This window comes from Streptomyces sp. NPDC051976, from assembly GCF_040680795.1.
Lineage (GTDB): Bacteria > Actinomycetota > Actinomycetes > Streptomycetales > Streptomycetaceae > Actinacidiphila.
The window spans coordinates 40,999-59,839 of the sequence record NZ_JBFAXL010000054.1; the positions used below are offsets into that span (position 1 = coordinate 40,999).

Annotated in this window: 18 protein-coding genes and 1 pseudogene; 9 read left to right on the top strand and 10 right to left on the bottom strand. The window is 74.0% G+C overall.

Annotated elements, in window-relative coordinates; genetic code table 11:
* Nucleotides 1-5 precede the first annotated feature (5 nt).
* The gene (locus AB0M29_RS35995; RefSeq protein ID WP_365390696.1) at nucleotides 6-1,430 is read right to left on the bottom strand and encodes a PLP-dependent aminotransferase family protein; all 1,425 of its coding nucleotides are present in this window, start codon (nucleotides 1,428-1,430) and stop codon (nucleotides 6-8) included.
* Here AB0M29_RS35995 and AB0M29_RS36000 point away from each other — a divergent pair.
* The 3 genes from AB0M29_RS36000 (at nucleotide 1,429) to AB0M29_RS36010 (ending at nucleotide 4,412) form a co-directional block, all read left to right on the top strand.
* Nucleotides 1,429-1,719, top strand: a complete 291-nt coding sequence (locus AB0M29_RS36000; RefSeq protein ID WP_365390698.1) for a hypothetical protein — start codon at nucleotides 1,429-1,431, stop codon at nucleotides 1,717-1,719. The two genes, AB0M29_RS35995 and AB0M29_RS36000, sit on opposite strands and share 2 nt — an antisense overlap.
* Complete coding sequence (locus tag AB0M29_RS36005) at nucleotides 1,716-3,020, top strand: MFS transporter (protein ID WP_365390699.1); 1,305 nt, start codon at nucleotides 1,716-1,718, stop codon at nucleotides 3,018-3,020. Before AB0M29_RS36000 ends, AB0M29_RS36005 begins: the two co-directional genes overlap by 4 nt.
* An 87-nt stretch (nucleotides 3,021-3,107) precedes the next feature.
* Nucleotides 3,108-4,412, top strand: a complete 1,305-nt coding sequence (locus AB0M29_RS36010) for a serine hydrolase domain-containing protein (RefSeq protein ID WP_365390701.1) — start codon at nucleotides 3,108-3,110, stop codon at nucleotides 4,410-4,412.
* Nucleotides 4,413-4,427: 15 nt separating this feature from the next.
* On the opposite strand, the gene AB0M29_RS36015 is transcribed toward AB0M29_RS36010, so the two are convergent.
* Complete coding sequence (locus AB0M29_RS36015; RefSeq protein WP_365390703.1) at nucleotides 4,428-6,113, bottom strand: discoidin domain-containing protein; 1,686 nt, start codon at nucleotides 6,111-6,113, stop codon at nucleotides 4,428-4,430.
* A gap of 268 nt (nucleotides 6,114-6,381) precedes the next feature.
* On the opposite strand from AB0M29_RS36015, the gene AB0M29_RS36020 reads away from it, so the two are divergent.
* The 3 genes from AB0M29_RS36020 to AB0M29_RS36030 are packed head-to-tail and all read left to right on the top strand — an operon-like array spanning nucleotide 6,382 to nucleotide 8,224.
* On the top strand, nucleotides 6,382-7,473 hold the full coding sequence (locus tag AB0M29_RS36020) for a serine hydrolase (RefSeq protein ID WP_365390705.1): 1,092 nt from the start codon (nucleotides 6,382-6,384) through the stop codon (nucleotides 7,471-7,473).
* Between the two features lie 59 nt (nucleotides 7,474-7,532).
* Complete coding sequence (locus AB0M29_RS36025; protein WP_365390707.1) at nucleotides 7,533-7,736, top strand: helix-turn-helix domain-containing protein; 204 nt, start codon at nucleotides 7,533-7,535, stop codon at nucleotides 7,734-7,736.
* 8 nt (nucleotides 7,737-7,744) lie between these two features.
* Entirely contained in the window at nucleotides 7,745-8,224 is a 480-nt protein-coding gene (locus AB0M29_RS36030) for a Clp protease N-terminal domain-containing protein (protein ID WP_365390709.1), read from the top strand.
* Nucleotides 8,225-8,257: 33 nt separating this feature from the next.
* Here AB0M29_RS36030 and AB0M29_RS36035 read toward each other — a convergent pair whose 3' ends face one another.
* Both AB0M29_RS36035 and AB0M29_RS36040 read right to left on the bottom strand, forming a co-directional pair.
* A complete protein-coding gene (locus AB0M29_RS36035; RefSeq protein WP_365390711.1) occupies nucleotides 8,258-9,028 on the bottom strand; it encodes a winged helix-turn-helix domain-containing protein in 771 nt (256 codons plus the stop codon).
* 82 nt (nucleotides 9,029-9,110) lie between these two features.
* A complete protein-coding gene (locus AB0M29_RS36040) occupies nucleotides 9,111-10,115 on the bottom strand; it encodes an NADPH:quinone reductase (protein WP_365390713.1) in 1,005 nt (334 codons plus the stop codon).
* A 136-nt stretch (nucleotides 10,116-10,251) separates the two neighbouring features.
* On the opposite strand from AB0M29_RS36040, the gene AB0M29_RS36045 reads away from it, so the two are divergent.
* Nucleotides 10,252-10,722 carry a group II truncated hemoglobin gene (locus AB0M29_RS36045; RefSeq protein ID WP_365390714.1) on the top strand — a complete coding sequence of 157 codons (471 nt, stop codon included), beginning with the start codon at nucleotides 10,252-10,254 and terminating at the stop codon, nucleotides 10,720-10,722.
* Between the two features lie 48 nt (nucleotides 10,723-10,770).
* Here the strand turns inward: AB0M29_RS36045 and AB0M29_RS36050 are convergent, their stop codons facing one another.
* From AB0M29_RS36050 to AB0M29_RS36065, 4 genes are all read right to left on the bottom strand, one after another.
* Nucleotides 10,771-11,979 carry an acyltransferase gene (locus tag AB0M29_RS36050; RefSeq protein ID WP_365390716.1) on the bottom strand — a complete coding sequence of 403 codons (1,209 nt, stop codon included), beginning with the start codon at nucleotides 11,977-11,979 and terminating at the stop codon, nucleotides 10,771-10,773.
* Nucleotides 11,980-12,125: 146 nt separating this feature from the next.
* A complete protein-coding gene (locus AB0M29_RS36055; RefSeq protein ID WP_365390718.1) occupies nucleotides 12,126-12,560 on the bottom strand; it encodes a hypothetical protein in 435 nt (144 codons plus the stop codon).
* Nucleotides 12,561-12,650: 90 nt separating this feature from the next.
* Nucleotides 12,651-13,559, bottom strand: coding sequence for a Gfo/Idh/MocA family oxidoreductase (locus AB0M29_RS36060; RefSeq protein ID WP_365390720.1), 909 nt, complete (start codon nucleotides 13,557-13,559; stop codon nucleotides 12,651-12,653).
* A complete protein-coding gene (locus AB0M29_RS36065; RefSeq protein ID WP_365390722.1) occupies nucleotides 13,559-13,936 on the bottom strand; it encodes a 5-carboxymethyl-2-hydroxymuconate Delta-isomerase in 378 nt (125 codons plus the stop codon). Before AB0M29_RS36065 ends, AB0M29_RS36060 begins: the two co-directional genes overlap by 1 nt.
* Before the next feature lie 174 nt (nucleotides 13,937-14,110).
* Here AB0M29_RS36065 and glnII point away from each other — a divergent pair, with 174 nt between their 5' ends.
* Both glnII and AB0M29_RS36075 read left to right on the top strand, forming a co-directional pair.
* Nucleotides 14,111-15,130 (top strand): glutamine synthetase, encoded by a 1,020-nt coding sequence (glnII, locus tag AB0M29_RS36070; protein WP_365390723.1) that lies wholly within the window; start codon nucleotides 14,111-14,113, stop codon nucleotides 15,128-15,130.
* Nucleotides 15,131-15,231: 101 nt separating this feature from the next.
* On the top strand, nucleotides 15,232-17,247 hold the full coding sequence (locus AB0M29_RS36075) for a hypothetical protein (RefSeq protein ID WP_365390725.1): 2,016 nt from the start codon (nucleotides 15,232-15,234) through the stop codon (nucleotides 17,245-17,247).
* 12 nt (nucleotides 17,248-17,259) lie between these two features.
* Here AB0M29_RS36075 and AB0M29_RS36080 read toward each other — a convergent pair whose 3' ends face one another.
* Nucleotides 17,260-18,441, bottom strand: a complete 1,182-nt coding sequence (locus AB0M29_RS36080; protein ID WP_365390727.1) for a M23 family metallopeptidase — start codon at nucleotides 18,439-18,441, stop codon at nucleotides 17,260-17,262.
* Between the two features lie 6 nt (nucleotides 18,442-18,447).
* Nucleotides 18,448-18,726 (bottom strand): annotated as a pseudogene (locus AB0M29_RS36085) (GNAT family N-acetyltransferase); the annotation flags it as partial.
* Nucleotides 18,727-18,841 lie beyond the last annotated feature (115 nt).

An 18,841-nucleotide genomic window follows, 5' to 3' on the forward strand; every position in this document is an offset into this window, starting at 1 on the left:
GCAGGTCACGGAGCCGGGGGCGCGCAGTCGGCGGCCGCCAGGCCCAGGCGGCGGGCCGCCTCGGTGAGGTGGGCCGCGTCCTCGGTGGCGGCGAAGCCGATACGGAGGAAGGCGCCCGCGGGTTCCGCCGGGAAGTAGCGGCGGCCCGCGTCGACGGCCACGCCGTGGGCGCGGGCCGCCTCCACGGCCGCCGCCTCGCTCACGCCGGACGGCAGCCGTACCCACAGGTGCAGGCCGCCGGCCGGGATACGGGTGATCTGCCAATCGGGCGCCGCCGTCGCCAGAGTCCCGGCGAGCACCGCGCAGCGTTCCCGCAACGCCGTGGCCAGGGCGCTGAGATGGCGGTTCCAGGCGGGGGTGCTGACCAGTTCGACGGCGGCTTCCTGGAGCGGGCGGGCGGTGAAGAAGTCGTCGACCAGCCGGATCGCGCGCAGCCGCATCCGCACCGGGCCGCGGGCGACGAGCGCGCCGATCCGCAGGCTCGGGGAGGCAGGCTTGGTGAGCGAGGCCAGGTGGATGACGGTGCCGTCGGGGTCGTCGGCGACCAGCGGGCGGGGTACGGGGCCGCCGTGGCCGAGGTGGCGCGCGAAGTCGTCCTCGACCAGAAAGGCCCCGGCGGCGCGCGTCACATCGGTGATCTGGCGGCGGCGCTCGGCGGTGAGGACGGCGCCGGTCGGGTTGTGGAAGGCGGGCTGGCAGTAGAGCAGCCGGGCGCCGGTCATCGCGAAGGCGTCGGCGAGCAGATCGGGGCGCAGGCCGTCGGCGTCCATCGGCACCGGTACCGGGCGCAGGCCCGCCGCGCGGGCGGCGGCGAGCGCGCCCGGGTAGGTCGGCGACTCGACCAGGACCGGCGAGCCGGGCGGGGCGACCGCCCGGAACACCATGGACAGCGCGCCCTGGCCGCCGCCCGTCACCAGCACGTCGTCGGCGGTGACGTCCCCGCCGGCCTGCTTGGCGAAGATCGCCCGCAGCGGGGCCAGACCGGCGACCGGGGCGCGGTCCCACGCGTCGGGGCGGCGGGCGGCACGGGCCAGCGCGGCGGACAGCGCGCGGGTCGGCTGGAGCGAGCGGTGCGGGTAGCCGCCCGCCATCGCGAGGGTGCCCTCGGGCAGCGGCGCCGAGGGTTCGACCGCCGCGCCGAGACCGGCGTCGCTCTCACGCCCGGCCAGCGCCACGGCCTGCCAGGAGGTGTCCGCGGCGGCCGGACCCGGCCGCACCCGGCGCGGCGCCACGAACGTACCCGCGCCCGGCCGGGTCACCACCATGCCCTCGGCGGCGAGTTGGGCGAAGGCCCGGGAGACCGTCACCGGGCTGACCGTGTAGCGGGCGACCAGTTCGCGGCTGCTGGGCAGCCGGTCCCCCGGCGCGAGGTCGGCGATCCGCGCCTGGAGGCTCGCGACCAGCGAGGCGATACTGCTACTGTCTGACATGAGAATACAGGATAGCGCTTTTCCCCTCAGTGGAGGACCGCTCCTCACCGCGGACGACGTCGCGGCGCTGCGGAAGGACACCCCGGGGTGCGCGTCGGTGGTCCACTTCAACAACGCGGGCTGCGGGCCGCTCTACCTGGTCGACGCCTGCCAGTCGGTTGGCCAGTACCCGGTCGACGTCGAGTGGTGTCTGCGCCTCTCACCGCACTGCTGCAACACCGAGGAGGAGGTCGACACGGTCGCGGCCGGCGTGGCCGAACTCGCGGGATCCGTAAGGGGCGTGCGATGACCGCCCCGTTGGCGTCCCGGGCGCGCGAAGGCGGGTCGGCGGCGGGCGGGGCGCGGTTGCGGGAGAACCACGACTTCCTCAGGTTCTGGCTCGGCGAGACCGTGTCGCTGCTGGGCACCCAGGTGACGACCCTCGCGCTGCCGCTCACCGCCATCCGCGCCTTCGACGCCACCGACGAGCAGGTCGGCCTGCTGCGGTTCCTGCAACTCGCCCCGTACATCGGCCTGGCGCTGCTGATCGGGGTGTGGACCGACCGGGTGCGGCGGCGGCCGGTGATGCTCGGCGCCAACCTGGCCCGGATGGTGCTGATCGCGCTGGTGCCGGTGCTCTACGGGCTGGACGTGCTCAACCTGCCGACGCTGCTGGTGCTGGCCTGCGCGATCGGGGTGGCGTCGGTGGTGTTCGACGTGAACTGGATGAGCTATGTGCCCACGCTGGTGAAGAGCCCTGAGCACTACGTCGAGGCCGGCGCGAAGATGGGCGTCAGCTCGTCGGCGGCCGACGTGGCCGGGCCGGGGCTGGCGGGTGTGCTGGTCTCGGCGCTCACCGCGCCGGTGGCGATGGCCGTGGACGCCGCCTCGTACCTGGTCTCCGTGGTGTCGCTGCTGCTGGTCCGCACCCGCGAGCCGCGGCCCGAACCCCCGGCGGTGAAGCGGCGGTTGCTGCCGGAACTGCGCGACGGGCTGCGCTGGGTGCTGCGTGACCCGATCCTGCGGTGGCTGGCGCTGATCGGCTTCTGCTGCAACTTCTCGATGGTCACGGTGTGGACGATGTTCCTGCTCTACGGCACCCGGGACCTGGGCCTCGGCTCGGCCACGCTCGGCGCGATCTTCGCCACCTCGTCCGTCGGCGGGCTGATCGGCGCGCTGGTCTCCCGGCGGGTCATCCGGCGTTTCGCGCTCGGCCGGGTCTACCTGGTGGCGCAGTCGGCGCTGCTGCTCGGCCCGTCGCTGATCGTGGTGGCGGCAGGTCCCCGGCCGCTGATGGTGGGGCTGTTCGTCGCCTCCTTCTTCGTGACGTACCTGGGGCTCGGGGTGGCGGGCGTGATCATCGTCAGCCTGCGGCAGACCAGCACCCCGCAGTCGATGATGGGGCGGATGACGGCGGTCTTCCGCACCCTGCTGTTCGGCGGCGGCGCCCTCGGCAGTCTCTTCGCCGGGTTCCTCTCCGGCGCGATCGGTGCCAGGGGCGCGCTGACGGTCGCCGCGATCGCCTCGGCCGCGGTGGTGGCGGGCCTGCTGGTCTCCCCGGTGAGCAGACTCAAGGCCCTCCCCGACCCCGTCGAACTCCCCGTCCGGTAGGGGTGCTCCGCGGCCCGGGGGTTGTCCCCACCCCCGGGCTGGGTGGCACCTCCATGTTCCGGTGATCGCCGGAGGACTTGACTGGACGTGTTCCGCACGGCATTCGGGGAGAACGGGGAGTACGTCATGGGGATCACCAGGTCACGCGCGCGCCGCAACACCGTCGTGGCGGCGGCGGTCGTCACCGCCGCCGCGCTGGCGGTGCTGCTGCCCGCGGGGGCGCAGGCGGCCGGGCACGACCAGCGGCAGGACCAGGGCCGCGGCCCGGCGCGGAGCACGGCGGCGCACGGCGGATACAGCACTGCCGACCTGCGGCGGGATCTGGCCGCGGTACGGGCCGCGGGCGGCGGCGACGTGAACGTGGCCGCCCGGCTGGACACCCCGCAGGGGCCGCTACGGGCGCGGTACGGCACCGCGGGGCGCGGGTCGACGGCGCCGGTGCCGTGGGACCCGGAGTTCCGGGTGGCGAGCACCACCAAGACGTTCACGGCCGTCGTGGTGCTCCAACTCGTCGCGGAGGGACGGCTGTCGCTCGACGACACGGTCGAGCACTGGCTGCCGGGAGTGGTCGACGGCAACGGCAACGACGGCTCGCGGATCACCGTACGCGACCTGCTGCGGCAGACCAGCGGCGTCTTCGAGTACCTCGCCGACCCGGTGCTCCAGGACCAGTTGCTGAACCACTTCGACGAGAACCGCTACAACGCCACACCGCCCGCCCAGCTCGTCGCCGTCGCGATGAAGCACCGGCCGGTGTTCACGCCGGGGCCCGCGGGCACCCCGCGGCAGTGGTCGTACTCCAACACCAACTACCTGCTGGCGGCGATGATCGCGGAGAAGGCGAACGGCGACGGTGCCTCCTGGAGCGAGCTGGTGGAGCACCGGATCATCGCGCCGCTGGGATTGCGGCACACCTACATCCCCGGGCTGAACCCGTTCCTGACCGGCCCGCACGAGCGGATCACCATGGACGGCCCGGACGGTGTGCCGGTCGACCTGACCGAGCACAGCTTCATGCACACCGCGGACTCCGGGGTGGTCAGCACCCCGGCCGACCTGAACACCTTCTTCCGCGCGCTGGCGACGGGCAAGCTGCTGCCCGCCGGGCAGTGGCGGCAGATGACGGAGACGGTGCCGTACGACGATCTGCCGGTGCCGCCCTCGGGCCGGCAGGGCGGCTACGGCCTCGGCCTGCGGGTGATCCCGCTGACCTGCGGTGGCGTCTACTACCTGCACGAGGGCGACGGCATCGGGGTGTACTCCCGTCCGGCCGTCGGCTCCGACGGCCGCCGCGCGGTGACGGTGTCGGTGACCACCACCACCGCGCTGATCGACCAGGACAAGGTCAACCGGGCGGTGGAGGCGCTCACCGACCACGCCCTGTGCGGGTGAACTCGCCCACCGCGGTCAGGCGTTGTAGACCTGGAACCCCGACGCCTGACCGGCGGGCCACCCCGTGTTCGCGCTGAAGTCCAGCCGCACATAGCGCGCGGAGGCCGTCGCGGGCAGGGTCAGCGTGGCGGTGTTCCCGGTCGCCGGGTCGAAGGTGTACGACGCCGCGCCGAGCAGGGTGCTGAAGGTGCCGCCGTCGGTGCTGCCGCGCACCGCGACGGTCTGGCTGCGGGCGCCCCACGCGGCGGACGGGGGCAGGGTGAGGACGATCCGCCGGACACCCTGCGCCGAGCCGAGGTCGGTCTGCAGCCACTGCGGGAAGGCGTTGTTGGCGCTCTCCCAGTAGGTGTTCGGGTCGCCGTCGGTGGCGTTGGCGGAGCCGTACACCTGGGTGTGGCTGCTCTCCGAGGTGGGGCGGTGCAGCGCGAGGTCGGTGTTGCCGCCACCGCCACCGGAGACGACGGGCTGGGTGGGGCGGGTGGCGGTCAGGGCGAGCTGGCCCTTGAGCATCCGGCCGCCGTCGCCGGTGAGCCGCAGATAGTAGTCGGAGGAGCAGGCGGTGCCGTCCTCGTCGAGCGCCAGGAAGCCGGAGTCGGTCGGCACCCACGCCTGCGACTCGGCGGTCTTGGCGATCTGGTTGCCCTCGTTGAACTCGTCGAACATCGAGATGTAGACGCCCTGCACCCCCGCTCTGACCATGTTGTAGAACTGCCGCCACATGAAGTCGCCGTGGGCGCGCTGCCGCAGGGTGACGGCGCCCGGCAGCACGCACGGCTGGTAGTCGATGCCGTGGGCGGCGCACTCGGCCAGGTCGGGCACGGTCGCCACGTTGTAGAAGTTGTCGGCGTCGCCGACGTTGCCGATCCGGCCGACCATCCACGGCGAGAGCATGTCGAAGGCGTGGTAGACGTCCGAGAAGCCGGGGCGCGAGTCGCGGTCGCCGGTACGCCACCAGGTGGGCACGCCGCCGATCACGTAACACCCCTGGGACTTGAACCAGTTGACGACGTCGAGGCAGGGCGCGGGCGCCCAGGGCCGCTTGTCGTCGTTGAAGCCGAAGCCCCATATGCACACCACCGGCTTGCCGTTCTGCTTGGCGTAGGCGGACGAGGCGGTGTGCGCCTTCATCTTGTTGGTCCAGTCCGTCTTGATCTCGGACTGCATGTTCGTCCAGTCGGTCACGTCGTACATGACGTAGAACTTCCGGCCGTGCGCCTCGGCGGCGCTGCGCACCTTGACCGCCATCGCGTCCCGGGTCGGGCCTTCGCCGCCGGTGGGGTTGAACCGCTGGAGGGCGGCGGTGTCGATGGCGTTCTGCTGCATCCACTGGAAGTGGACGTCGACGGTCTGCTGGTCGTACGACGAGAAGAGCGTGGCGGGCTGGCCGTTGCCCAGGTGCGCGTAGCCGGTCTGATACGTCCGGGTGTACTCGCGTACGTCGGGCCAGGCGACGATGCCGGTGTTGGACGGGGACGGCGGCTGACCGGAGTTGGGGCTCCAGTGCCACCAGGCGTTGATCGGCGCGCCGTCGCCGACGCAGGCGAACCAGCCCTGGTAGCCGACCGTGACCTTGCCGACGACGTCCCCCGGCGCGCTGGCCGCGCTCGCGCCGGCCGCTGTCGCCAACTCCGTGGCGCCTACTGCTCCCGCTGCGGTCCCCGCGAGGACGGCTCCCAGGAACACCCGGCGTGTGACACCCATCTGGACTCCTCCGATCGGCTGTCAACTCCCGGCAGCCGCGTGGTTGTTGGGTCGTGAGCAGCGGGCGGGAAGTCTGGTGCGGAGGATCGTAATGACGTGGACACCACAGCGCAATACTTGTGGCAGCAAGCGAAATAATTGACAGAAGAGACGCAAGAAGTGATGTGCTCTCGATGGCGCGGACCGTGCGCCGGTGTCCGAGCACACTCTCAGGCGATTGATATCCGGACCTCAGGGGAACCCCAGGCTCCCTCCCTAGCGTCGGGCCATGGACGACGAGTGGCAGCCCCGGGAGGGCGAGGAACCGATAGTGGCCGGGCCGTGGGACGCCCGCGGCACCCGCGGGGCGCGGTGGTGGGTACGGCCGACGCTGGTGTCCTTCACCGCGCTCGCGGCGATGGCGGTGCTCACCCTCGCCACGGTCGTCCAGTCGCCGTCCGCGCACGGTGACGCCGGGAGCGCGCCGACGGGGGCGTCCGCGACGCCGACGCCGTCGGCGACGGTGACGCCGCGGGTCACGGTGAAGCCGAGCGCCACGGAGACGGCTCCGAAGGCGACCGCGACGGTCACGCCGCGGGCCACCAAGGCGGCACCCGCGACCGGGAAGAGCCCGCAGCGCGCGGTGGCCGCGGCGGTCGCGGACCTCGCCGGGGAGACGGACGGGAATCTGGCCGTCGCGGTGACGGACGCGGGCGGGAGCGGCGCCGCGGCCGTGTACGACAGCGCGGCGGGCGGCGGGCACACGTACGACACCGCGAGCATCGTGAAGGTCGACATCCTGGCCGCGCTGCTCCTCCAGGACCAGCGCGCCGGGACCCTGTTGACCGCCGGGCAGCGGCGACTGGCCGACGCGATGATCGAGTCCAGCGACAACGACGCGGCGACGGCGCTGTGGGACACCATCGGCGGCGCGGCGGGGCTCGACGCGGTGAACGACACGCTCGGGCTCGCGCACACCGACGGTGGGTCGGGTGAGCTGTGGGGGCTGACGCAGACCACGGCCGCCGACCAACTCGCGCTGCTGCGGGCGGTGTTCGGCGATCACTCGGCGCTCTCGGCGGCGTCCCGGGCCTATGTGGCGTCGCTGATGGGCGCGGTCGACGCGGACCAGAACTGGGGTGTGTCGGCCGCCGATTCCGCGGCGGGCGGCGGATTCGCCCTGAAGAACGGGTGGTTGCGGCGGACGGCGACCGGACTGTGGGACATCAACAGCGTCGGCCGGATCAGTTACGCCGGGCACACCCTGCTGATCTGCGTGCTGTCCGACGGGCGGCCGTCGGAGGAGGCCGGGATCTCGCTGGTGGAGCGGGCCGCGGTGGCGGCGGCGCGGGCGTACGGGGACGCGGCGGGGTGGGAGTGAGGCGGGCGGTTGTCAGTTTGGATTGACACTCGGGCAGATGTCAGTCTAGATTGACAGTCATGGACTCGATCAGTCTCTCCGCGGTCATGAACTCGGACGACCCCGCTGTCGGTCTGCGTGCCGTCGGCGCCCTGCACCGGCTGGCCGAACAGGTCGAGGCGGCGCATGTGGCGCTCGCGCGGCGGCAGGGCTGGTCGTGGGAGCAGATCGGCGACGCCCTCGGGGTGTCCCGCCAGTCGGTGCACGCGAAGTACGGAAAGTGAGGACCCTCATGTCCGACACCACAACTCCCGCTCGCCTCAAGCCCGTTCTCGACCTGGCCAGAGAGGAGGCCACGCTGCGCGGCGACCGGCGGATCGGCACCGACCACCTGCTGCTGGCGCTGCTGCACGACGCCGCCGCGCCGCCCGCCCGCGCGGTGGGCGCCACCGTCGCCGACGGCCGCGAAGCCCTCGACTCCCTGGACCGCGCCGCGCTCGGCTCCCTCGGCATCTACCTCGACGGCCCGCTCACCCCGCCCCCGGTCCGCGGCCACCGCCGCCTCCCCTTCAACTCCGCCGCCCGCGCCGCGATCGGCGCCGCCAAACGCGAGGCCGACGCCGACCGCAAGGGCCGCCGCATCGAACCCCGCCACCTCCTCCTCGCCCTGCTCGCCGCCCGCCACCCCGACCCCGCCGCCGCCCTCCTCACGGAACTCGGCCGCACCCCTGCCGCCGTAAGAGAACGCCTGGCGGCGAGCCGGCGGGACTAGGGGGCGGGTGCCCTGCCCCCCGGTGCCCCCGGATCAGTCGGGGAGGGTCAGGGCCTCGGGGGGGATGGCGAGGGTGCGGTGGAGTTCTTCGGTGCCCAGGGGGGTGACCTTGACGGCGCGGGTGGTGCCGATGCGGGTGGCCCAGGTGCGGGCGAGGAGGAGGCGGCAGATCTCGGCCCCGGCGATGCCCGCGAGGTGCTGGCGGCGTTCGGTCCAGTCGAGGCAGGGGCGGGCGAGGGGGCGGCGCGAGGTGGCCGGGCGGGTGAGGTCGGCGCCCAGGTCGGTGAGCCAGCGCACGCCGTCGTCGGTGAGGGCGAAGCCGGTGTCCTGGCGGAGCAGGCCCCTGCCGGTCATCGCGTCGGTGATCGCGACGCCCAGCCGCCCGGCGAGATGGTCGTAGCAGGTACGGCCGCGGGCCAGCGCCCGCCCGGCGCTGTGGGCGCGCAGGCCGCCGGTGGTCGGACGCCGTACGTCGGTGGCCACCCGTGCCACCAGGTCCTCGACGAACCTGGCGGTGTCCGGGTCGGCGATCCGGACGTAGTGGTGCCGCCCCTGCCGCTCCCGTACCAGCAGGCCGCCGTCCACCAGGCGGGTCAGATGCTCGCTCATGGTGGAGGGCGCGACCTCGCACAGCCGGGCCAGCTCGCCGCCCGTCCAGGCCCGCATGTCCATCAGGGCGAGGCAGACCGTGGCCCTGGTCTCGTCGGCGAGCAGCCCGGCGAGGGCGGCGAGGCGCGGCGCGGCCGGGTCGGCCGGGCCGGTGCGGCCCGTACCCCTCGGCGGCGGGGTGGGTGCTGGGGTCATGACCCCAGCATGACCCCGCGACGTTTCGGCGCGCACCGAAACACGGCCGCCCGAGCACCCCGCCCCGCGCCCGCGGCCCCCCTCACGCCACGTCGATCAGCACCTTGCCCACCGCCCCCTCCTGGACCGCGGTGTGCGCCTCGGCCGTCCGCTCCAGCGGGAAGCGGTGGAAGGGCAGGCCCGCCTCGGGCCCGGCGCGCAGCTCCCCGTCGGCGACGGCCGCCGAGACCGCCGCGACGGCGTGGTCCTTCGCGGCGGCGGGCACGGTGTAGACGAGCACGCCCTGCCAGCGGAGGTTGGGGACCATCGAGCCGCGCACCGGCACGGCGGCGCTCTCGCGGTCGTCCGCGTAGAAGGCGACCACCGCGTTCGGCGCGGCGACCGCCACATCGAGCGCGGCATTGGCGCCGGGCGCGACCTCCACCACGATGTGCACGCCGTCGGGCGCGATACGGCGGATCTCGGCCGCGGCGTCCTGCGCCCGGTAGTCCACGACATGGTGCGCGCCCGCCGCCCGCGCCAACTCGCCCTTGGCGGGGCCGCTGACCGTGGTGATCACGGTGGCACCGGCCCAGCGCGCGAGCTGGATCGCGGCGTTGCCGACCGCGCCCGCGCCGCCCGCGACCAGCACCGTACGTCCGTCGAGGGCGCCGGGCGCCAGCCGTTCGGGACCGCCGTCGGCGACGGTGAGCGTGCGGTGGGCGGTGAGCGCGGGGATGCCGAGGCTGGCGCCGAGGTCGAAGGAGGCGTGCTCGGGCAGGGCCACCGCCTGGCGCGCGGGCAGCGTCACGTACTCCTGCGCGGTGCCGTCCGCGCGCCGCCACGCGGCCTCCCACAGCCAGACGCGCTCGCCGACCCTGCTGCCGGGTACGCCGGGACCGACCGCGTCGACGACGCCGGAGCCGTCCTGGTTGGGCACCTGTTCGCCCGCCGGGTCGGCGCCCTGCCGGGACTTCCAGTCGGTCGGGTTGACGCCGGAGACACGGACCCGCACCCGGACCTCGCCGGTGCCCGGTTCCGGCACCGGGCGCTCGCTGAGGGTGAGGACGCCGGGGCCGCCGCTGCTGGTGTAAGTGATCGCCTTCATGTCGGCTACAAGTAGCGCGGCCCCGGCTTTCTTCCCGGAACCCGCTGCTCCGCTTGGTCCGCCCGCCGCGAAATCCGCTCGCCCGAGGGAGGTACGGAGTGATCCTTGACGGCATCCACCAGGCCAGGGAGATCTCATGTCCGGCGAGCAGCACAGCAGTGACCACAGCGGTTCCTTCTACGACGCGGTCGGCGGCGCCGAGGCGCTGAGCCGGCTGATCAACGCCTTCTACGACCAGGTGCTCGTCGACCCGCTGCTGCAGCCGGTCTTCGTCAACTTCACGCAAGCGCACCTCGACCACGTGGTGGTGTGGCTGTCCGAGGTCTTCGGCGGTCCCGCGGAGTACACCGAGCGGTTCGGCGGCCACCACGCGCTGCTCTCCCAGCACCTCCACCTGCGGATCACCGAGGAGCAGCGGGCCCGCTGGGCCGAGCTGATGATCGCCACCGCCGCGAAGGAACTGCCCGACGACGCGCTGGTGCAGCAGCGGTTCGCCGAGTACATCGAGTGGGGGACGAAGATCGCCCGGTCGGTCTCCCAGCAGGAGGGCGACGACCTGGGCGAGCCCGGCCCCGTACCGCACTGGGGCTGGAACGGCCTGGAGTGACGGCGCGGCCCTGGCCGCCCGGTCGGTCGCCCGGGCGGCCGACCGAGGTCAGCGGGCCGGGCGCGGGCTGCCCGGCCCGCTGAGCTGCCGCACCAGCAGCCGCTTGAGGCGCGGGGCGAACGGCCGCTCCACCAGCCGGTGCACGATCCAGGCGAGCACCAGCATCGAGATCACGGCGATCGCCAGCACCGCGGAGTCGGGCAGGCTGGTGTGCTTGACCAGCTTGTCGGTGACGACCCGGCCGATGGTCTCGTGGACCAGGTAGAAGGGGTACGTCAGGACACCGGCCGTGGTCAGCCAGCGCCAGTTGACGCGGGCCGTCCACGGCACCACGGTGGCCAGGGCCACGGCGGCGAAGCCGAGGGCGACCAGCGCGATCACGATGGTCGGCGACCGGTGGTAGAAGACGTGCAGGCCCGGCGGCGCCACCATCTCCTTGACCGCGTAGTGCTGGCCGAGCAGGAAGCCGGTCGCGACCACGCCCCAGGCCATCGCGTCATGGCCGAAGCGGTGGATCAGGTACAGGCCGATGCCGCCGACGAAGAACGGCGCGTACTCCGGCATGAGCGCCAGCTTCAGGAACGGCTGGCCCGAGGAGTCCGCGTAGAGCGCGCCGACCGTCCACACCGCGCAGAACACCAGCACCCGCTGCCGGGTCGCCCCGCGCCACAGCACGGTGAGCGCGAAGAGCAGATAGAACCGCAGCTCCGCCCAGAGCGTCCAGGAGACGCCGAGCACCCGCTGGGCGCCGGCCGGTGTCTGGAGCATGGTGAGGTTGGTGAGCAGGTCGGTGCGGGAGACGGTCGTGTAGCCGACGATCGGGAAGATCACGGCCACCAGCAGGATCGCCGCCCAGTACGCCGGGTAGAGCCGGATGATCCGGGAGATCGCGAAGTCCTTGACGCTGCGTCCCCAGCCGCTCATGCAGATCACGAAGCCGCTGATGATGAAGAAGTAGTGCACGCCGAGCGGCCCGTACGAGCACGGCCGCATGAGGTGCGGGAAGACGTGCTGCATGGGGCGGCCGAAGGCGCTGCCGCCGCGGTCCACGAAGTGGTACGAGCACACCATGAGGGCGGCCACCAGGCGCAGTCCGTCCAGGGCGCGCAGCCGGACCGGTTCGCGGCGCCCGGCGGGCGGTGCGGGCGTCGGTGCCGGGTTCGCGCCGACGGCCGGGGCGGACTCGGCGGACCCGGGCTGCGCGGTGGCGGCGGGGGGCGCCGACCCGTCGCGGGGCGCGGGGAACTTCAGGCTCATCGCATGCTGCCTTCTCACAGGCCCGAGCCTGGCGGGGCACGCGGCATAACCTCTATGTCTGCGCCGCAAGCCTACCGTCCGCCCCACAGGCCGCACACAGAGCACCTGGTGTGACAACCCGGCGAACAGGTAACAGTCCCGGTGGGTCAGCCGGTCAACGGCCGAGCGGTGACGACCGGGCCCACCGTCTGCAGCGGGCCCAGGAGTTCGGCGGGCGGCACGGGCTCCGGCAGCGCCTCGTGCCCCGCGCCCGGTGCGATCCGCGGCGCCCGGGGGACATAGCTGCCGGACGCGCCGCCGTGCCCGCGGTGCACCAGCAGCCCGCTCAGCGGGTCGGGCACCGCGTCGAGCGCGGCCTGCGTACCGGGCAGGGAGCGCCAGTGCTGCCACGCGCGCTCGTCGGGGAACGCCACTTCCAGGACGACACCCCAGTCGTAGGCGAACCACTTCCACGACACCGCGCCGTTGGTGACCGCCGACTCGGCGAGCGTCTGCGCGTACGCGTCACGCCACGCCTCGGCGGAGGTCACCGCGTGCTCGGCGTCCAGGATCTCTATCGACCACCAGTCCGCAGGCCTCATGCCTTCGACGATAGACACCGCCCAGGAAGGCCGGAAGGGGTCGTGCGGCCGAGCCGTCTGATCCTTTGCGGTCACGGGGGTTGACGCGATCTACGCCTCCCCCGCCGCCCCCTCCAGCGCGTCCTCCGCAGCGGTCAGGATCTCGGTGACGCGCAGCGCGAACCGGACGTCGCAGGGGTGCGGTTCGCCGCTCAGCAGTGCGTCGACGGCGCGCCCGAAGGAGGCGTCCGGCGGGCCGCCCGCATCGGTGGGGAAGGTGGCGACGCCCTGGGCGCCGCGCAGTTCGACGCTCACGCCGCCCGCGGCGGGCGGGGCGGTGAGGGTCAGCGCCGACGTACTGGACGCGCCGCCCTCATGGCGGAGCGTCAGGTGGACGGTGTCGCCGGGGCCGCGGGCCGCGGTGACGGCCGTGACGTCGCCGAGCACCGGCAGCAGTACGGACAGCGCGTGCGGGCCGACGTCCCACAGCCCGCCCTTCTCCCGCCGCCAGGGCGAGTCGGCGTACGGGCTCTCGCCGCCGCCGAAGACCGTGCCGAACCAGTCGGCGCGGCCGGTGTACCACTCCCCCGCGGCGGCCTGCCGCTCGATCCACTCGGCGGGCCGGGCGTCGAAGCGCAGGGTGAAGAAGACCACGGACCGTACGCCCGCGCGCTCCACCGCCTCGACCACCGCCCGCCCCTCGGCGACCGTCGTCGCCAGCGGCTTGTCCAGCAGCAGATGGCGGCCGGCGGCCGCGGCCCTGGCCGCCAGTGCGGACTGCGGGCCGGGCGGCAGCGCGATCGCCACGGCGTCCACCGCGTCGATGAGCGCGTCCACGTCGTCGAACGCCCGCGTGCCGAACTCCTCGGCCAGTTCCGCCGCCGCCTCGGGCCTGCGGCCCCACACCCCGGTGAACTCCACCCGGGGGTGCGCGGCGAGCGCGGGTCCGTGGGCACGCCGCGCCCAGGGCCCGGTACCGAGCAGCCCGACGCGGAGGGTGGCTCCCGCGGCCGCCGGCACTACGCGTCCCCGGCGCGCGGCTCGGTGTGGCCGAGGTACGTCTCGCGGTCGAGATCGCGGATGTTCACCGAGAACTGCACCTCCAGTCGCGGGGTGGCCTCGGTGTGCTCGCGGGCCAGGTCGAGCACGACCTGGTTGAGCGCCCGCTTGGTCTCGGCGGTACGGCCGGAGAGCAGGGCGATCTCGATGTGGACCATGGCGTAGTGCGGGGAGCCGTCGGCGATGTACATCTCGTCCTGGCGGACGAAGCGCGTCTTGCACCCTCCGGCCCGTCCGTCGGCGACGGAGACGATCGCCGAGTGCAGGTCCTTGGCGAACCCCGGCCGGTCGAAGGCGTCGGCGAGGACGCCGGAGTATTCCACGGTGGTGTGCGGCATACCCGCAGCCTAGCCGCCTCCGTAAGGCCCCCGGAGGGGCCCCGGACAGCCGTGTTCACATCGGGTTAACACACGGGCAACAGTCGAGAAAAACGTTCCTGCGACGCTGCCCTCGGCTCGATCAGCGCAGCTCGGCCGCACCCGCGAAGACTGTTCGGTAAGGATGGCGCCCCCGTGACCTACAAGGCTGAGTACATCTGGATAGACGGCACCGCGCCGACCGCGAAGCTGCGTTCCAAGACGCGCGTCCTGGCCGACGGCGCCGAGCTGCCGGTCTGGGGCTTCGACGGCTCCAGCACCAACCAGGCCGAGGGCCACGCCTCCGACCGCGTACTCAAGCCGGTCGCCTCCTTCCCCGACCCGATCCGCGGCGGCGACGACGTCCTCGTGCTGTGCGAGGTCTTCAACACCGACGGCTCCCCGCACGAGTCCAACACCCGCGCCGAGCTGCGCGCGGTCGCGGAGCGGTTCGCCGACCAGGAGTCGCTGTTCGGCATCGAGCAGGAGTACACCTTCTTCCAGGGCTCGCGCCCGCTCGGCTTCCCGGAGAACGGCTTCCCGGCCCCCCAGGGCGGCTACTACTGCGGTGTCGGCGCCGACGAGATCTTCGGCCGCCCCGTGGTGGAGAAGCACCTGGAGAACTGCCTGGCCGCGGGCATCGGCATCTCCGGCATCAACGCCGAGGTCATGCCCGGCCAGTGGGAGTTCCAGGTCGGCCCGCTCAGCCCGCTGGAGGTCTCCGACCACCTGTGGGTCGCCCGCTGGCTGCTCTACCGCACCGCCGAGGACTTCGGCATCTCCGCGACGCTGGACCCCAAGCCCGCCAAGGGCGACTGGAACGGCGCCGGCGCGCACACCAACTTCTCCACCAAGGCCATGCGTGAGGGCTACGAGGCGATCATCGAGGCCGCCGAGGCGCTCGGCCGCGACGACAAGCCGCTGGAGCACATCAAGCACTACGGCGCGGGCGTCGAGGCCCGGCTGACCGGCGCGCACGAGACCGCCCCGTGGAACGAGTACAGCTACGGCGTCTCCGACCGCGGCGCCTCGGTGCGCATCCCGTGGCAGGTCGAGGTGGACCAGAAGGGCTACATCGAGGACCGCCGCCCCAACGCCAACGTCGACCCGTACGTGGTCACCCGGCTGATCGTGGACACCTGCGGCGCCGCGCTGGAGAAGGCCGGACTGGTCTGATCCCGGTCCGCCGCGCCCGCCGAGGGCTCGGCGGGCATGAGCGACGGCCGGGCCGCGGCCGGTTCGAGTGACCATCGGATGAACCACTCGTTTGACGGAGCGTGGACACGCACCGGCCGAACACCCCGCCCGCGCACGACGACCTCGACCCAGGCCCCGGCCCCGTACCTTCGGGGACCGGGGCCGCGGTCGAGGTGGAGCAGGCGGAGGCGGTGCTCGTCGAGCACTACCCGCGGCTGGTGCGGCTGGCGTATCTGACGCTCCCCGCCGATCTGGGCAAGCACCGCAGGGTGCTGACCGCGCACCGGCTCGTCCAGCGGTCCCTGCCGCGCGGCCGCCGCACGCCGCACCAGGACACACCGGCCGTCCCGGGACCGCGTGGCGGGGCGGCATACGCACTGCTGCGGTGCGAGGTACTGCGCGGCGCGCTGGCGTACGGACGCGGTGGCGGCGGGCGGCGGGTGCGTACGGCGCTGGCGGCGGCGGCCGGGTCGCCGCTGCCGCAGGTGGTGGGGGTGCGGCTGCATCCCCGGGCGGGCGGCAGCGAGGAACTCGCCCTGGACCGGGCGCTCGCGCAGCTGGAGCCGCAGGCCCGGGCGGCGTTCGCGCTGCGCGGCGTCGAGGAGCTGGACGAGCGGGCCGCCCATGCCGTGCTGGCGGCGGCGGGCGCGGCCGACCCGCGGGCGGCGCTGCGGGCCGCGGCGGGTGTGGACGGCGCCCGGCATCTGCTGGCGACCGGCGAGTTCGACCCGTGCACGCTCCAGGTGCGGCCCACCGACCTGCTGCGGCGCAGGCAGCGGGCCAGGATCGGGCTGGTCGCGGCGGCGGTGGCGGTCACGCTGGCCGCCGCGGGGCTGGCGAGCGCGGGCGGCGGCGCCCAGCCGTACGCTGCCTCGGGGCCGCCCGCGTCCGCCGCCGGCCGGAGCCGGGCACTCGACCCGGCGGCGCTGGTGCACCCGGCCGGACAGGCGTGGGCGGCCACCTCCCGGATGGACTTCACCGCGTGGCCCGCGCGCGGCGGCCGCACCACCGACGCGGCGCTGCTCGGCCGGGCGCTGGCGGTCTGGGCCGACCCGAGCACGCACGTGGACGTCTCCGCCACCCCCGGCACACCGCGCACCGGACCCGTACAGCCGCCGCAACTGCTCTTCGCCGGGGACGTGGACGCCACCACCGTCGTGCTCTTCTACGACGGGCTGCGGATCGTCCGCTACGCGCAGCCGCGGCACGGCGGCGGGCGGGCCGCGCTGGAGTTCGCGCGGGTCGAGGACGCGGACATCACCACGGCGGCCGCGGTCGTGCTGGAACGGGTGGACGGCAACGCCCGCTATCTGACCGCCCCTTGGGTCGCCGACGCGCAGACCCGCGACCTGCTGCGGCCCGACCGGCTGGGCAGCCCGCTGCACCGGGACGCGGACGGGGTGACGGACCCGGTGCAGACACCGGGGGCCGGGGCGGCGGCCGGGAGCTGCGGCGGCACCTGGCCGGTGCTCCAACTGCGCTCGTCGGCACGGGTGGTGGAGCAGCACACCTTCCTGCTGTCCGATCTCGGCGAACTGACCCCGGTGCACCTCACCTACACCCCGCCGCCCGGTGGTGGCGCCCCCGCCCGGCAGCCGCGGGAGGCCACCGGGCCGCAGGCGCTGGTCAGCTGGGCGCACAGCGCGTGCCGGCTCGGCGCGCTGCGCGGCCAGGGCGTGCGGTCGGTCAACGACTGGGAGTTCGCCCGCACCGCGCTGCCGGAGGGCGCCGGGGAGGCGTCGTGGACCTGCGAGCGTGCCGACACCTGGCGCGGCCCCGGGTACGCGGCGGCCGCCTTCCTCTCCCCCGGCGCCGCGCCCTCCACACCCGGCACACTCGTCGGTGAGCAGACGGACGGCAACGCGTGCAGCCGCTTCGGGCAGCATGTGATGGCGGGTGTGATGTGGAAGTCGCCCGCGGGGCACTGGTATCTGCTCGCCGCCGGGAGCCGCGACGTCGCCCGGATCACCGCGACCGGCGGTGCGCGCGCCACCGCGCACGGCCCGTTCCTCACCGCCCGCGCCCCGCGCGGCACCCGCGCGACCCTCACCGGCACGCTCACCACCGGCGGCACCCTCACACCGCTGGGCTCGTAGCGGCGTCCGGCGTCAGACGGTGATGCGGCGGCCCCGCCACAGCCGGCGGTCGCCCAACTCGGCGAAGCGCAGGTCGAGTCCGCGGCCGTCGCGTTCGGCGTGCAGGTGCAGATGCGGCTCGGTGGTGTTGCCGGAGTTGCCGACGTCCGCGAGGTGCTGTCCGACCCGTACGGTGTCGCCGGAGGCCACCCGGAGTGAGCCGGGCTTGAGGTGGGCGAGCAGTACGGTCTCGTGGCCGGTGTCGATGCGCAGGTGGTTGCCCTCCGGCGGACCGTAGCGGGGGCGCCCGGGGACCTCGTCGGGCAGGCCGTCGACGGCCGCGACCACCACGCCGTCGCAGGGCGCCGTCAGGGCGGAGCCGTAGGCGGCGTAGGAGGTCAGAGCGGTGTCGCGGGCGGTTCGGCGGCGGCCCTCGGCGCCGAGCCTGACCAGGTCCACCGCACCGCGCTGGTCGGGGAAGGGCGCGTGGTGGTTGATCATCCGCCCGCCGCCCTGCGCCACGTACCAGGTGCCGCTGAGCGGGAAGCGCAGCGGCTGGGAGAGTGCGGCGTCCCAGTCGTGGCGGCGGGCGCGGGCCACGGCGAGCAGCGCCGCCACCAGCCCCAGCGGGACGATCGCCTCGCCGACGCCGAAGTGCCCGAACGGCAGGCCGGGCAGCCGCCAGACGGCCGCGAGCGCGGTGGCGGTGGCCGCCGACAGCAGTGCGGAGGCGGGCCGGGGCAACATCGCCGCGACGCCCCAGCCGAGGACCGACACCCAGACCAGTGCCAGCAGCGCCAGCGAGGACAGGAAGCCGGAGACGGTGGCGGCCGTCCAGCACGCGACGGCCGGAAGGAACGGGGCCAGGTACAGCACGTCGGTCACCCGGGACGGCACGGCCTTGAGCACGCGGCGCACCCGGCCGCCGGTCGGGATCACGCCCGCGCTGATCATCAGGCCGGTGAGCCGCCCGTCGGGGCCGACCCTTCCCCAGGCCGGTACCCGGCCGCGCTCGCCCTCGACCACCCAGCCGTGCTCGGCGGACTCCACGACCCGGTGGACGGGTCCGATCCGCCCGTGGGTGGCCTCCAGTACCTCGTCGAGCCGCTGCTCGCCGACGGCCGCCACCAGTCCGGGCGCGAGCACCTCTCGGCCCGCTCCGCCCTCGACCAGCAGTGACTCCAGCGCGTCGGTGACCGCTCCCCCGTCGGTCATCGGCCGCTACTCCGCGCCCGGTTCGGGAATCAGCTTCGGTATCGCGGTCAGGAACGGCGCCCGCTCGGGAATCCGCAGCACCATGGTGACGTGGTCGTCCTCGTGGCTGTCCTCGGTCCACCCCTGCTTGGCGTAGAAGGCGCGGGCGCGGGCGTTCGGGCCGAAGACCTCCAGCCGGGCCAGGGTCAGGGCGCCGTCCTGCCAGGCCGACACGCAGGCGCGGTGCAGCGCGCTGCCCACGCCGGTACGCCACAGCTCGGGGTCGACGTGGAAGTGGAAGAGCTTGTCCTCGTCGTGCCGGGCGGCTAGTGTCCTGCGCCAGGAATTCGATCAAGATATGAGGCGAGGCGTTCGAGGATCTCGTCAGCGCTCTTCGTCCAGGCGAAGGGACGGGGGTTCT